The sequence below is a fragment of the Rubrivirga marina genome, from assembly GCF_002283365.1.
In the GTDB taxonomy this organism is placed as follows: Bacteria; Bacteroidota; Rhodothermia; order Rhodothermales; family Rubricoccaceae; genus Rubrivirga; species Rubrivirga marina.
On sequence record NZ_MQWD01000001.1, the window covers coordinates 2,689,920 to 2,704,122 of the forward strand.

The following is a 14,203-nucleotide window of genomic DNA, read 5'->3' on the forward strand; positions in this document are numbered from 1 at the left end:
GTGGCCCCCAACTTCCAAGACAAGGCGTCCTTCATCTGGCAAGTCGCCGACGACCTCCTCCGGGGCACGTTCAAGCGCTCTGAGTACGGCGACGTGACACTCCCGTTCGTCGTCCTCCGCCGCCTCGACTGCGTGCTGGAGGAGCGCAAGGAGAACATCCTCGCGACGTACGAGGGGTTCAAGGACCAGCTCACCGAGGACCAGCTCGACGGCGTCCTTCTGAAGACGAGCGGGGTCGACCTCACCGAACGCGACCGAGTCCGCGTCGAGGAGATCGTACGCGACGCGCGGGAGTCCGAGGAGGTCCAGGCGGTCATGACCGGGAACAACACGCGGTCTGGCCAGAGGCACGTGGTCGACCGGGTCGTGGACGAGCGGGTGTACGAGGAGGTCACCCACGGGGTCGACCTGTTCAAGAAGCTCTCGGACCCGAGGGCGAACCGGATCCTGAAAGCGCGGCTCTTCGACGAGTTGATCCGTCAGTTCTCCCAAGCGGCATAGTATGCGCGATTCGTGGAACAGGAAACACTTCAGCGTGCCGCAAGAAGCAGAGCGTCGTCAGACTTGGCAATTGAGAAAAAGCAAGCAATGATCCAATGGTGTGTTTGCGATTGGCAGTACAATCTTTTGTTATAAAAAGAATGAATTATTGTATGAACTCGTATATACTTTGCCACAAGTTATTATATGGAATCATCTAAAAACTTTGTATTTGTTCTAGGGTCTGGAACATCTATTCCTTCTGGAGTGTCGGGAGTGGCCGATATAACTAGAGTTTTGCAAAGCTCGATCGTGGACAATGAATTGTTATATAATAGTATTGTGTCAGAAATTAAATTTGATATAGAAATATCTTGCAACGATAATAAATCTTGTGTGGAGATAGGGCAGAATATGATTCTATCTATTTTAGATAAGATAAATGAATATGAGAGATACGTAAGCAATAGAAGGATAGAAATACTACATGATAGATTGGGTCGTCGTGAGGTCAACGAGGTGGGTGGATTTTTGGGATCAGAACTCAAGTTGATTGATATGATTTTAGAGTACGAAGCTTGTGGGGACAGGATAGAGTTTCGATACTCTGCGAATTACGAAGATGTTCTATACGTACTACAGCAGATGGAGAGGGTCGAAAGGGGGGAATTGTATGACCCGTCATCAATTATGTACTCTCAATATCTCGCAGAAAACCATGACATGATATCATCTGAAAATGATAGTATAAGTGATTTACTGAATACTGTATTAGTTGCAAGATATATAATATATGCCGTCATAAAACAGGAACTTGAGAAAATACCTGATAATATAGAGGGTCTTGATTTGATATGTGATGTTTATAAAGCCGAATGGTTGAATCGTATGGCTATTGTCACATTCAATCACGATATGTTGATTGAAGCTTTACTGGATAGAAATCAAATTCCATATACAACAGGCTTTCTGCCTGGCGATGTGGGTGAGGACTATTTCAGCCCGGATCTATTGTTTCCCGAGCCGAGTCGCAATGTGGCTGTGTTAGGTGATGATGTAGTTCGGGTAATAAAAGTACATGGATCTGTAAACTGGAGAGTTGGGTATATAGGAGAAGATTACAATAAAATGAAACGTCTTATATCATTGACTGACGATGAGATAAGAGGCGGGCCACGATTGTCAGCAAATCATCTGGGGTATGCATTCATTTCTCAAATGCCGTACTTGCTTACTGGTGGCGGGAAGGAGGGAATGTATAATTACAAGACGTACGGACATCTGCAGCATGCATTCCAGAATTGGTTAGATATATCAGATATTGTATTTGTTGCTGGTTTTGGATGGAATGACAAGGGTGCCTCTGACATGATATCAAGATGGATGGAATTTGCGGGAAATAAATGCTTGTTCTCACATACTGACCCGCGCAAAGCGCTATTTGACTCTAAGTGGGGCAGAAACCTGCTCGCGGCTGATGTGGACAGGTCGGGTGGTTTGAGATACATAGAAAAATTCATGAGGGACATTGCCGTCGATGACATTGAGAGTCTGGTAGGGGTATAGCTTTGCGCCGCCAGGTGCGCGCCACAGGATGGGGCGGCGTCCGGCGAGCGGTGGTCGAGGGCGGACTTGAACCGCCGACACATGGCCAGTCCACAACGGGTGTGCCCTCACGGGCTCTTCGCGTAAACGGGGGTGCGGTTGCTGGGACCGTGCCTAAATTGGGGACCACGCGCTGCTGGCAGGGCTCCTGCTGACGTAGTGCTGATCCTTCCCATTCTGGCCTGAGTCACCGACGCTTCGACGCGTCGGAATCCCCGATTCTGGTCGTTTGGGCCAGGAGCTGGTCGAGTAGCTCAGTTGGTAGAGCAACGGACTGAAAATCCGTGTGTCGGCGGTTCAAGTCCGCCCTCGACCACCCGCTCTTTCAGACACCGCGCCCAGCGGTTGAAGATCCAGCGGAGCGCGCCCCAGCGCTCGACGGCCCCCGAGGCCGTCGCTAGATTGGGCGCACCGACTCGGCCCGGTAGTTCAGTTGGTTAGAACGCCGGCCTGTCACGCCGGAGGTCGCGAGTTCAAGTCTCGTCCGGGTCGCACGAACGCCCCCGCTTCTCATCGAGAGGCGGGGGCGTTCTGGTTTTGACACGCGGGATCGGGGATGCGGGGTCGAGGGGTCCGGCCCTCATTCCACTTGCCTCGAGCACGCATCCTTCCTAAAACACGCCGCCCTGGCCCCACGAGAGCTTGTCGCGGATCGTCTGGAAGTAGTCCCGGTCCGGGAGCGTCACGAGGCGCACGACGTGCTCGGCCCGCCGGATCCGGACCGTCACGCCGCCGTCGAGGAGCGTCGACACGCCGTCGCAGGCGAAGGCGAAGGGGTGGTCCCGCGTCTCGACGCGGAGGACCAACTCCGAGAAGCAGGGGAGGACGATGGGCCGCGCCGTGAGCGTGTGCGGCGCGATCGGCGCCACGACCAGCGTGTCCGTGCCCGGCGCCAGGATCGGGCCGCCGACCGAGAGCGCGTAGGCCGTGGAGCCCGTCGGCGTGGCGACGACGAGGCCGTCGGCCCAGTACGTGTTGAGGTAGTCGTCGCCGACGTGGGCCTCGACCTGGATCATGCTCGTCGTCCCCGACTTGTCGACGACGACGTCGTTGAGCGCCCAGTCCGGGACGTCGCCGAGGCCGGCCCCCTCGACTTCGACGGCCAGCGTCATCCGTTCCTCGACGCCGGTGCGGCCGGCCTCGGCCGCCTCGACGACCTCGCGGACCTCCCCGACCTCCGCTTTCGTCAGGAACCCGAGCCGGCCGATGTTGACGCCGAGGATGGGCGTCCCGTCGACGCGGTGGGCGGTGCGGAGGAGGGTGCCGTCGCCGCCGAACGAGAGGACGAGGTCGACCCCGTCGGCCGGCGTATCGGTGACGGGGCCTCCCGGGTCGGTGCCGCCGCGCTGGGCGAGGCCGTCGGCGAGCGGTCGGTCGAGACGGTAGGGGAGGCCCTCGGCGTCGAGCCACGCCACGAGGTCGGCGAGCGGCTGCCAGAGGGCGTCTTTCGTGGGGTTGCCGGTAATGCCGTACGTCATGGGCGCGTCGGGGGGAGGGCGCGTACGTCGCGGGCCGGGCTACGTTCTGACGATCTCCCTCCTCTCCTCTCGGTCCTCCGGTCGCCCGCTCATGCACGTCGTCATCGTCGGGAACGGGATCGCGGGGGTGACGGCCGCCCGGCACGTCCGCAAGGCCGACGCCGAGGCCCACGTCACGCTCGTCTCCGACGAGACCGCGACGCCGTTCGCGCGGACGGCGCTGATGTACGTCTACATGGGCGTGCTCACCCGCTCGCACACGGCGCTCTACGAGGAGCGGTTCTGGGCCGAGAACCGGATCGACCGCGTGGTCGACCGCGCGCTCGCGCTCGACCCCGATCGCCAGCGGCTCGCGCTCCGCAACGGCGGCGACCTCGCGTACGACCGTCTTCTCATTGCGACGGGCTCCGTCCCGTTCCTTCCTGACTGGCCCGGGGCGGGTCTCGACGGCGTACAGGGCCTCTACCATCTCCAGGACCTCAACCGGATGGAAGCGGCGACGGTGGAGGTCGAGCGCGCCGCCGTCGTCGGCGGCGGGCTGATCGGCGTGGAGCTGGCCGAGATGCTTCGCACCCGCGGCGTCGACGTGACGTTTCTCGTTCGGGAGGAGCGGTACCTGCCGCGCGTGTTCTCGGAGGCGGAGAGCGCGCTCGTCGCCGACGCGATCCGGGCGCACGGCGTGGACCTCCGCCTCGGCGCCGAGGTGGACCGGGTCGAAGGCCAGGGGAGGGCGGAAGCGGTAGTCACAGCCGACGCCGAGCGGATTCCAGCCGGCTTCGTCGGCGTCGGGACGGGCGTCCGGCCGAACGTCGGGTGGCTCGGGGACGCCGTCGAGGCGGACCGGGGCGTGCTCGTGGACGCGGCGCTGCGGACGTCGGCAGCGAACGTCTGGGCGGCGGGCGACTGCGCCCAGCTCCGCGAGCCGCCGGTGGGCGCGAGGGCCGTCGAGCCGATCTGGTATACGGCCCGGCTCCAGGGCGCGACGGCGGGACTCGGGATGGCGGGGCGCCCGCTCGCCTACGCGCCCGGCGTCTTTTTCAACTCGGCCAAGTTCTTCGACCTCGAGTGGCAGGTCTATGGCGCGACGTCCACCGACGGCGACGACTGGGAGTGGACCGACGGCCGACGGGGCCTCCGGATCCGGCACGCCGACGGCGCCGTCCGCGGCGTGAGCGCGCTCGGCGTTCGGCTTCGTCAGGCCGTCTGCACGCAGTGGGTCGAGGAGGAATGGGCCCTCGACCGCGCCCTCACCGACCTCGACGCCGCCCGCTTCGACCCCGAGTTCGCCCCCGCCCTCACCCTCTGACCCCACTCCCGTGCCCGACCTCCCGCTCTACAACGCCCGCGCCGACGCCGACCTCGCGCTGTTCTCGAACCCGGCGTTCCGCCCGACCGGCGTCCAGAAGCTCGGGCTCGCACTCGTCGGCCTCGGGTTGGCGGCGTTCGTGGTCGCCCTGGCGAGCCCGTTCGGCGCGGCGCACCCCGTGCCGTTCGCGCTCGCGGCGTTCGGGGGGCTCGGCCTCGGCGGCGTCGTGTATGGGCTCGGTGGGCTGGCGGCGCCGGCGGGCGTGCGGAACGAGGGGACGATGGTCTCCTCGAACGAGGCGCGCGGCGCCGTCGGCTGGGCGATCGGGCTGGCGCTAACGGCGCTGTACGTCGTCCTGTACTTCTGGCCGGCCGGGCTGGCGGGGCTCCTGCCGCTCGCCGACCCGCTGTCGCGGTTGATGCGCGACCAGCCGGCGACGCTCGGCAACGGCGGGCAGTGGTTTCTCTACACGACGCTCTACACCCTCGCCGTCGCCGTGATGGGCGTGCGCGCGCTGGTTCGGTACCGCCACAGCCGATATCACGTGATCCGGACGCTGAGCGTGATGTTCTTCCAGACCGTCCTCGCGTTCGCGCTGCCCTTCTTCCTCGTGACGCTCCAGCAGCCCGAGCTGTACGTCCACTACACGTGGCCGCTGGACTACGACCTGTTCTTCCCGTGGAGGGTGGCCGAGCTGCGGGCTGAGGGCCAACTCGGCGTGGCGATGCTGGTGTGGGGCGTCGTGATGATCGCCGTCGCCACGCCGGTGCTGACGTACTTCTTCGGGAAGCGGTGGTACTGCTCGTGGGTGTGCGGCTGCGGCGGCCTCGCCGAGACCGCCGGCGACCCGTACCGCCACCTGTCCGACAAGAGCCTCGGCGCGTGGAAGCTCGAGCGCTGGCTGGTCCACGGCGTGCTGGCGACGATCACGGCGGCGACGCTCTTGCTGTGGGTCGCCGCCGTCGCCGAGGTGGGCTGGCTCGACGCTGTCGCGGAGACGGTCTCGTGGCTCTACGGCCTGCTCATCGGGTCGATCTTCGCGGGCGTCGTGGGCGTCGGGTTCTACCCGCTCCTCGGGAGCCGCGTGTGGTGCCGGTTCGGATGTCCGATGGCGGCGATCCTCGGGCTCCAGCAGCGGTTCTTCTCGCGCTTCCGCATCACGACGAACGGCGGCCAGTGCATCTCGTGCGGCCAGTGCTCGGCCTACTGCGAGATGGGGATCGACGTAAAGTGGTACGCACAGCGCGGGCAGAACGTGGTCCGCGCGTCGTGCGTCGGCTGCGGGGTCTGCGCGACGGTGTGCCCGCGCGGCGTGCTCCGCCTCGAGAACGGACCGGACGTAGGAGGCGCCAGCCGGGCGGGTCGGCCGGTGAACAACCTGATCGAGGACCTCGACATTTTGGCCTGAGGCCTAAGGGGCAGGACGTCGAGAGGGCCCACCTCGGTGGGCTTGTGCGCCGGCCCGAAACGTCCGAGGTTGCGCCATCCTCACCCGCCCTTCACGATGCGCCTCCTCGTTCCGCTCGTCGGCTTCGCCCTCCTCGTCCTCGCGGCCTACGCCCCTGGCCCCACACCCGCCGCCCCCGAGGCGGCCCCGGCCGACTCGTCGCAGTGGGAGAACCTCCAGGTCCTCCCGGACTCGATCTCGCGCGACGCCCTCATCGGGATGATGCGGGGGTTCACCGAAGCCCTCGGGGTCCGCTGCGACCACTGCCACGCGCGAGGGGGGGAGGGGCCGCCCGACTTTCCGTCGGACGCGAATCCTCATAAGGAGGTCGCCCGCGAGATGATGCGGATGACGTGGCAACTCAACCGCGAGGCGCTGCCGGCCATCGAGGGGCTCCACGAGGCCGAAGGGGCGCGCGTGACGTGCTACACGTGTCATCGCGGCGCCGCCCGCCCGGCCACCGCTCCGCCCGCGGAAGCGGAGCCCGCCGAGCACGACCATGGGGAGGGATCTTCGCCCGGCGACTCAAACTGAGACTGTCCCGGGCTGGGAATGGAGTCGGCCCTGGTCAAAGAAATCCCCCCATCAGGGAGGGGGTATTCGGTCGGTTCACGGTAGGTTCGCGAGGCGCTCCTCTCTTGCGCGCGCGGCCACGGCCGCTTGTGCGCCTCGACGGCGTGCAGCATTCTTCCCCATCCCCGAGCTCATGCGCATCCTCCTATTCAGCCTCGCGCTGGTCTTCGCGGCAACGGCCGCACACGCCCAGAACAACACGGCGTCGACCACGCAAGGCAGCAACAACACCGCGACCATCGACCAGACCGGCGCTGGCGACGACGCCACCGTCGTGCAGGGCGGTGACTCCAACACCGCCGACGTCGACCAGACGGCCACGGGCGCCGTCGCGAACGTCGATCAGGCGGGCACCGTCAGCCAGGCCACCATCGAGCAGATCGGCACGGTCGGGCTGTCGGCGACCATCAACCAGAGCGGCGCCAACAACACGGCGACGCAGACCCAGTCCGGCTCGGACAACGACGCGCTGATCGACCAGAGCGGCGACGACAACACGGCGACCCAGGCGCAGACCGGCACGTCGGTCAACACGGCGACGATCTACCAGAGCGGAAATAACAACACGGCGACCCAGTCGCAGGACCCCTCGACGGGCTTTACCCCGCCGGTCCTCTTCGACGCCTCGGCCGACCAGTCTGGCTCGGGCAACACGGTCACGCAGACCATGACGCAGGACGTCTTCAGCCCGCTCGTCGGGGTGAATGACGTGACGCTGATGGCCGTCCAGAGCGGCGACGACAACACGGCGACGCAGGTCTCCGAGCACTCCGGCTGCTGCGGTGCCGCTGGCCAGGCCACCGTGGTGATGTCCGTTGACCAGTCGGGCGACCGCAACATGTCGACCCAGACCAGCGCGTTCGGCACGTGGGCGGGCTCTGCGGACCGCGACGCCAGCGTCGTCCAGATGGGCGACTACAACGTGGCCGAGCAGATCCTCGAGGACAACGGCGCCAAGACCGCCTCGATCGACCAGAGCGGCGCCTTCAACACGGCGTTCCAGGGCCTCGACGCCAACAACGGCAGCACTTCCGTGGTCAACCAGACCTCGACGCTGACGCAGTCCGGTGACGCGAACGACGCGACGCAGCTCGTGCTCTCCATCGACAACGCCGTGCCCACCATCGTTCAGTCGGTCTCCGGCGACCAGTCGGGCGATGGCAACACGCTCTACCAGGAGGTCAACGTCCCGTTCGGCAGCCCCTTCGGCAACGTCTCGCACACGGCGACGGCGACCCAGAGCGGTGACGACAACGACGGCCAGCAGCTCATCGGCCTTGTCGGCTCGTCCGCCCCGGCGACCGCGTCGCAGTCCCTCGACCAGTCGGGCAACGGCAACACGTCGTTCCAGCTCCAGCAGTCCGTCAACTACGGCGGCGGCTTCAGCTTCTCCGACGCGAGCGTGACCCAGACGGGCGACGACAACACGGCCAGCCAGACGCAGGACGACCTCGGCGACCTCGAGGCGACCATCACGCAGGCCGGCACGCTCAACCAGGCCACCCAGTACCAGGACGGCGAGAGCTTCGAGGGCGACCTCGACGCGACCATCACGCAGTCCGGCACGGGCAACATCGCGACCCAGACTCAGACGGTCGACGACCGGCCGAGCGTGGCCGTCTTCGCGATCCATTCGGCCGACCTCCTGCAGGACGGCGACATGAACGTCTCGACGCAGACGCAGTCCGGCCTCGGTGGGCACGTCAGCACGGCCGAGCAGATCGGCAACATGAACACGTTCACGCTCACGCAGTCCGGCACGGTCGGCCACACCGACACGCTGAGCCAGATCGGCGACAACAACACGTCGACGGTGACGCAGAACTAAGGGTGGTCCGTTCGCCTTCTGGAGGCCCGCGGGAGTCACGCGCTCCCGCGGGCTTTTTTTGTGTCCCACCCCGTCGGCGTCGGCGTCGAGGCGGACGCGATCGGCCTCGAACCCCGAGCCGTGGGCGGGCGTTGGGCCCCCCCATCCGATCCTCCCCTCGATGTCCACCCGCCCCAACCCGCGCCCGATCACGGCGACCCGCGCGCTCGTCTTGTTCGTCGTCTACACGGTCGTGTTCGCGCTCGGCGGCGGGCTCTCGGCCGGCATCATGGCGCTCGTGTTCGAGGCGCTGAGCCCCCAGGGAAGTGACCCGACGGTCTACGCCATCACGTTCGGCGTGACGGGGTTCATCGCATACAGGTTGGCACAGCGCGTGGCGGAGGGGTAGCTACCGCACGATCGCCCACGTCCCGTCGACCTGCGTGAGGGTCAGGCCAAACGCGAGGGGCCGGCCTCCAGATCGGGCTTGGAGGGGGGGGAGGCTCCCCGGACCGCGAACCTCGATCAGCCGGCCATCCGCGTATTCTTCCAGGGACAGGGTGTCGAGGTCGAGCGGGGCGACGCGCCAGTCGTCGGCGGTCATGGCCGAGGAGAGGAGACCTGCGTGGTCGTCGGCGAGCTCGTCCGGGGGAACGCCGAGGGCGATCCCGAGCTCGGCGTGCTTCCGGCGGTGAAGCGCGACGACGGCCTCCGCGTCCCGCCCGACCAGCCCCTCATGGACGGCCTCGACCACACGGAGGATCTGTCGCCGCTCCCCCTCTGATAGCGAGCCCGTTGGCGCGGACTCCCAAGCCCACCCGGTCGGCACGTCGTCGGCCCAGAACGCGGCTTCGAAGACGATCGGCCGCCCTGGTTCGAGCGGTCGGTCGGCGGGATCCCACTCGAGGTCGGCGAGGACGCCCTCGGGGCCGGGCAGGCGTCCGTGCTCGCCGTGGATGAGCCGGAGGGCGAACGCCGGCTCGCCTGCCCGACCCGCGGACGCGGCGGGCGGGAGCAGGCGGGCGGTGATGACGTTGTGGCCAGAGACCAGCCACGGGTTCAGCTTGACCTGGGTCGTCCGCCGCCCCGGAGCGAGCACGCGGATCACGCTGACCCCGTTGACCGACACGTCGAGGCGGACCGCCTCGCTGATCGACTCGACGACGTAGAGCGGGGGGATGGACATGGATGGCTATCCGAATGGGAGCTCGTACTCGAGCGACTTCCCGAGGGGGCCGCCATCGAAGAGCGTGATCGATTCCTTGTAGGAGATGTACCCCGCCGCGATTTTTACGGAGACCGAACCCTTGACGCCGTCCCAGTTGAATCCGAACTCGAGGCTGGGCGGCTCCGCGCCGGAGGCCTCGGCGTCGAGCGAGATCCCGGTTCCCCCCTCGACCGTGACCTCGAGGGCCTTCTCGTGGGCCAGAAACAGCTCGGCCCCGACGGCGCCCTTGATGTACCCGGAGGCCTCCGCCGACGCGCTGTGCTCGTCGGGTGACGACCGGCCCCACGACCCGGTCACGCTGACCCCACCCTGGAACTTGAGGTACACGCTCGCGCGGACGTATTTCTTGATGTATCCCGGGAGGGCGGCCAGGGGCCCGAGGTGGATCTTCGTTTCGCCCCCCAATAGGGGGTCGAGTTCGACCGAGGCCGTGTACTCGTAGAACGCGCGGTGGTCGTCGTGCTCGGCCCACTTCGCCGAGACCGAGATCGTCCCATCGGGCGGGTCGAAGGAGACCTCAGCGGCCCCGACCGTCTGGCGGAGCCAGTCGACTGCTGCCTTCACCCCGTCCATGGCCTTTCCCCAGCCCTCCTCCGTCAACTCCACCGACAGCTCGTTCGTCGGGTACGCTTCGATCTGGTAGCGCTTGGTCCCGGCGCACGTCTCCATGACCGCCGTGTACGACTGCGGCGTCACGTAGCCGATCCAGCCGGGCTTGAGGGTCTGCCAGTGGAACGACCGGAACGTGGCGGCCGGGCCGGGATGGGTCGACGACACCATCCCCGCGACCGTCCAGCGAGGGTGGGGCCCGCACCCGCCTTCGACTTCGGCTGATAGATTGATCGTCTCGCCGAACTCTGGAGGGACCACCTCGAGCAGGCCTCCGGCCGACGCGGCCCGCCCCTCGGAGTCGATGACCTCGGAGGAGATCAGGCGGCAGACGGGAGGGGACGGGGCGGGCTCCGAGGTCGAGGGGGCGGTCTCCGTAGGGCCCGCCGCGTCCGGAGCGTCCGCTGCGGCCGAGGCGGACGGAGGCGTGGACTCTGGAGCGTCGGTCTCGTCGGAGGCTCCGGGTGAGGTCGCGGTGTCTGGGTCACCGAGATAAGTGGCACCGGTCACGCCGAGGGGCAGCCGCCGCAATTCGAGACGGCGCCCCTGGAGCGCCCGGACGACCTGGGCGCGGACGCCGGCGTCGGAGAGAGACCGGACGGAGACGCCGGGCTCCAGGTCCCCGAGCGCGTGCCGGAAGACGCGGAGCGAGAGAGGGTCGTGACAGGCGGAGATGAGCCACCCCGCGAGGTCGGGACGGCAGGCCGCTCCTTCGTCTCCGACGCCCGATCGTGAGTTGCGTGTGAGCAGGTAGGGGCGTCCGTAAATCAGAAGGCGCATCTGGCGACGACGGGGGGCGCAGAGAGGGCGGAGTATAGAGCGGAGGATCGGATCGCCGTTGTGTGTTGGGGAGACGGGTGCACTGCGTCCGGCCGGCGAGTTAGATGGCGGACGCTGTTGGGTCTACAGAGCTTTCCCCCTCGCAACCCATGCCGCCCCTGTCCCGGCTGTCCCGCGTCTGGAGCAGCGCCGTCCTCGGCGTCGACGCGCTGCCCATCGAGATCGAGACCCACACCGAGCCCAACATCCCGCGGTGGACCGTCGTCGGGCTGCCCGACGGGGCCGTCCGCGAGAGCCGGGACCGGGTGTGGGCCGCGCTCAAGACGTCCGGGCTTCCGACGCCGCGCGGGGCCGTGACGGTCAACCTCGCCCCGGCCGATGTCAGGAAAGAAGGCTCGGCATACGACCTCCCGCTCGCGCTCGGCCTGCTGGCGGCGATCGGCGACGGGCTGATCTCTCAGGACGTGCTCGACGAGGTCGTCATCGTCGGGGAGCTCGGCCTCGACGGGGCGGTCCGACCGGTGCGGGGCGTTCTCCCGATGGCGGCCGGCGCCCGGGCCGACGGCCGGCGCGGCATGCTCGTCCCGCCCGAGAACGCGGCCGAGGCGGCCGTCGTCGAGGGCCTCGAGGTGTACCCCGTGGCCACGCTCCGCGAGGCGTTCGACTTCCTCGTCGAGGAGGACGGCCGGGGGACGCCGGAGGCACCGCGCCGCCTCACGACACCCGACGGACCCACGGGCGGACCCGACTTCGCCGACGTTCGTGGGCAGGGGCTCGTCAAGCGGGCCCTCGAGGTCGCCGCGGCCGGCGGCCACAACGCGCTGATGGTCGGCCCGCCGGGGTCGGGAAAGACCATGCTCGCGCGGCGGCTCCCGACGATCCTTCCGCCACTGACGCCGGCCGAAGCGCTGGAGACGACGAAGATCCTCAGCGTGGGTGGCCGGCTGAACGGGGCGGCCGGGCACGGGCTCGTGGCGGCGCGACCGTTCCGGTCGCCCCACCACACCATCTCAAACGCCGGCCTGGTCGGGGGCGGGTCGAACCCGATGCCCGGCGAGATCTCCCTCGCCCACAACGGCGTCCTGTTCCTCGACGAGCTCCCCGAGTTCGACCGCCCCGTGCTGGAGGTGCTCCGGCAGCCCCTTGAGGAGGGGGAGGTCACGATCGCTCGGGCACGGGCGACCGTCCGGTACCCGGCCCGGTTCATGCTCGTGGCCTCGATGAACCCATGCCCGTGCGGGCACGCGGGGGACCCCACGCGGGCGTGCGTCTGTGCCCCGGGCCAGGTCCAGCGCTACCTCGCCAAGGTCAGCGGCCCGCTGCTCGACCGGATCGACCTCCACGTTGAGGTCACGCCGGTCCCGTTCGAGGCGCTCAGCCGACGGGAAGATGCGGAGCCGAGTGCGGCCGTCCGCCGCCGGGTCGTGGCCGCGCGGGAGCGGCAGGCAGCCCGATTCGATGGCCTCCAGGGGCGGTACTGCAACGCCCAGTTGACCGCCCCTGAGGTCCGCCGGTGGTGCCGCCTCGACGCGGCGGGCCAGGGCCTGCTGAAGTCGGCGCTGACGCGGCTTGGCCTGAGCGCCCGCGCCCACGATCGGATCCTGAAGGTGGCCCGCACCGTCGCCGACCTCGCCGAGGCGGGCGACGTAGGGCCGGAGCACGTCGCCGAGGCCATCCAGTACCGATCGCTCGATCGCGCCGGGTGGGGCGTCGGGGGTTGACGCCATCCACCTCGGCGGCGAGGCGGACCTACTCGGCCGGCGCGATGGCGGCCTCGGTCGCGATCGAGACGCGCATGTCGAGGGCCGAGGCGGCCGAGGCCACGGCCGCCAGCCCGTCGATCGTCGCCTCGCGGTCGGCGTAGACGGCGAGGGCCGTCTTGCCCTCGCGGACGGCCGCGATGGCCAGCGTGAGGCTGTCGCGCGCGACCTGGCGGTCGTCGACGTAGAACAGACCGTCCTCGTCGATCGTCACGGCTACGTAGACCTGCTCCAGCGGAGCCGCCGCGGCCACGTCCGGCAGCTGAACGCGGAGCCCGTTCTGCGTCACGAACGACGACGTGAGCAGGAAGAAGATGAGGAGCAGCAGGACGATGTCCGTCAGCGAGGCGAGGCTGAACGCCGTGAGCGCCTTGCGGCCCGTCGAGAAGTCGAAGGTGGCCATCGCTAGCGGCGGCGGTCGGCCGGGGTCTGGAGGAAGTCGATAAAGTCGGACGAGACGCGCTCGAGCCCGTTGACGAGTCGCGCGATCCGCCCGATGAGGAGGTTGTACGCGAACAGCGCGACGAGGCCGACGGCGAGACCGGCGGCCGTCGTCACGAGCGCCTCCCAGATGCCGCCCGCGAGCAGGGACGGGTTGACGAGCCCCTCGTAGCGCTGGATCTGGCGGAACGCGCCGATCATCCCCGTGACCGTCCCGAGGAAGCCAAGCATCGGGGCGATGGCGGCGATCGAAGCGAGGAGGTCCATCCGCTTCTCGAGGTCGAACGTCTCGCGGCGGCCGGCTTCCTGCACGGCCTCCTTGATCTCGCCGATGGGCCGCCCGAGGCGCTCCAGGCCGCGCTGGAGGATCCGCGAGGCCGGCGTGTTCCGCTCGCGGCAGTACGCCATCGCCCCGTGGACGTCGCCGGCCTGGACGTAGTCCGAGACGTTGCGCGTGAGCGTGTCGGGGTCGCCCTTGGCGCGGCGGAGCGCCCGGATCCGCTCCCACACGACGGCCACCATCAGGACCGAGAGGAGCACGATGGGGATCATCGACCAGCCCCCGAGGAAGAGGAGCTCCAGCCCTCCGCGGAGCGACTCCATGAACGTGGGATCCGGGGGCGGGGCAGCGGCGGCCAGCGTGTCGGCCGCGAGCGAGTCGACCGGGGCGGTTTGGAGGGCGAGCATGG

Annotated in this window: 13 protein-coding genes and 2 tRNA genes; 10 read left to right on the top strand and 5 right to left on the bottom strand. The window is 67.3% G+C overall.

Annotated features, from left to right (window positions below):
- The 4 genes from BSZ37_RS11135 to BSZ37_RS11145 all read left to right on the top strand — a co-directional run bounded on the left by BSZ37_RS11135 (position 1) and on the right by BSZ37_RS11145 (position 2,577).
- Complete coding sequence (locus tag BSZ37_RS11135; protein ID WP_095510624.1) at positions 1–501, top strand: type I restriction-modification system subunit M N-terminal domain-containing protein; 501 nt, start codon at positions 1–3, stop codon at positions 499–501.
- 186 nt (positions 502–687) lie between these two features.
- Positions 688–2,046 carry an SIR2 family protein gene (locus tag BSZ37_RS21530; protein WP_143537629.1) on the top strand — a complete coding sequence of 453 codons (1,359 nt, stop codon included), beginning with the start codon at positions 688–690 and terminating at the stop codon, positions 2,044–2,046.
- A gap of 282 nt (positions 2,047–2,328) precedes the next feature.
- Positions 2,329–2,401 (top strand) — tRNA-Phe (locus BSZ37_RS11140).
- Positions 2,402–2,503: 102 nt separating this feature from the next.
- Positions 2,504–2,577: transfer RNA gene (locus tag BSZ37_RS11145), tRNA-Asp, on the top strand.
- A gap of 119 nt (positions 2,578–2,696) precedes the next feature.
- Here the strand turns inward: BSZ37_RS11145 and BSZ37_RS11150 are convergent.
- Positions 2,697–3,563 (bottom strand): NAD(+)/NADH kinase, encoded by an 867-nt coding sequence (locus tag BSZ37_RS11150; protein ID WP_095512369.1) that lies wholly within the window; start codon positions 3,561–3,563, stop codon positions 2,697–2,699.
- Between the two features lie 91 nt (positions 3,564–3,654).
- Here BSZ37_RS11150 and BSZ37_RS11155 point away from each other — a divergent pair, with 91 nt between their 5' ends.
- The 5 genes from BSZ37_RS11155 (at position 3,655) to BSZ37_RS11175 (ending at position 9,105) form a co-directional block, all read left to right on the top strand.
- The gene (locus tag BSZ37_RS11155; protein WP_179299584.1) at positions 3,655–4,869 is read left to right on the top strand and encodes an NAD(P)/FAD-dependent oxidoreductase; all 1,215 of its coding nucleotides are present in this window, start codon (positions 3,655–3,657) and stop codon (positions 4,867–4,869) included.
- Between the two features lie 10 nt (positions 4,870–4,879).
- Entirely contained in the window at positions 4,880–6,277 is a 1,398-nt protein-coding gene (locus BSZ37_RS11160; protein ID WP_218830474.1) for a 4Fe-4S binding protein, read from the top strand.
- Between the two features lie 96 nt (positions 6,278–6,373).
- Entirely contained in the window at positions 6,374–6,850 is a 477-nt protein-coding gene (locus BSZ37_RS11165; RefSeq protein WP_095510626.1) for a c-type cytochrome, read from the top strand.
- A gap of 172 nt (positions 6,851–7,022) precedes the next feature.
- Positions 7,023–8,717: a hypothetical protein gene (locus BSZ37_RS11170; protein WP_179299585.1), complete on the top strand. Its 1,695-nt coding sequence runs from the start codon at positions 7,023–7,025 to the stop codon at positions 8,715–8,717.
- Positions 8,718–8,877: 160 nt separating this feature from the next.
- Positions 8,878–9,105, top strand: a complete 228-nt coding sequence (locus BSZ37_RS11175) for a hypothetical protein (protein WP_095510628.1) — start codon at positions 8,878–8,880, stop codon at positions 9,103–9,105.
- Here BSZ37_RS11175 and BSZ37_RS11180 read toward each other — a convergent pair whose 3' ends face one another.
- Positions 9,106–9,882 (bottom strand): hypothetical protein, encoded by a 777-nt coding sequence (locus BSZ37_RS11180; protein ID WP_095510629.1) that lies wholly within the window; start codon positions 9,880–9,882, stop codon positions 9,106–9,108. It abuts the gene before it with no gap.
- A gap of 6 nt (positions 9,883–9,888) precedes the next feature.
- Positions 9,889–10,701, bottom strand: coding sequence for a hypothetical protein (locus BSZ37_RS21535; RefSeq protein WP_143537630.1), 813 nt, complete (start codon positions 10,699–10,701; stop codon positions 9,889–9,891).
- A 761-nt stretch (positions 10,702–11,462) separates the two neighbouring features.
- Here BSZ37_RS21535 and BSZ37_RS11190 point away from each other — a divergent pair.
- Positions 11,463–13,034 (top strand): YifB family Mg chelatase-like AAA ATPase, encoded by a 1,572-nt coding sequence (locus BSZ37_RS11190; RefSeq protein WP_095510631.1) that lies wholly within the window; start codon positions 11,463–11,465, stop codon positions 13,032–13,034.
- Positions 13,035–13,062: 28 nt separating this feature from the next.
- On the opposite strand, the gene BSZ37_RS11195 is transcribed toward BSZ37_RS11190, so the two are convergent.
- Positions 13,063–13,476, bottom strand: coding sequence for an ExbD/TolR family protein (locus tag BSZ37_RS11195; protein ID WP_095510632.1), 414 nt, complete (start codon positions 13,474–13,476; stop codon positions 13,063–13,065).
- A gap of 2 nt (positions 13,477–13,478) precedes the next feature.
- Positions 13,479–14,201 carry a MotA/TolQ/ExbB proton channel family protein gene (locus BSZ37_RS11200; RefSeq protein ID WP_218830475.1) on the bottom strand — a complete coding sequence of 241 codons (723 nt, stop codon included), beginning with the start codon at positions 14,199–14,201 and terminating at the stop codon, positions 13,479–13,481.
- Between the last annotated feature and the right edge of the window lie 2 nt (positions 14,202–14,203).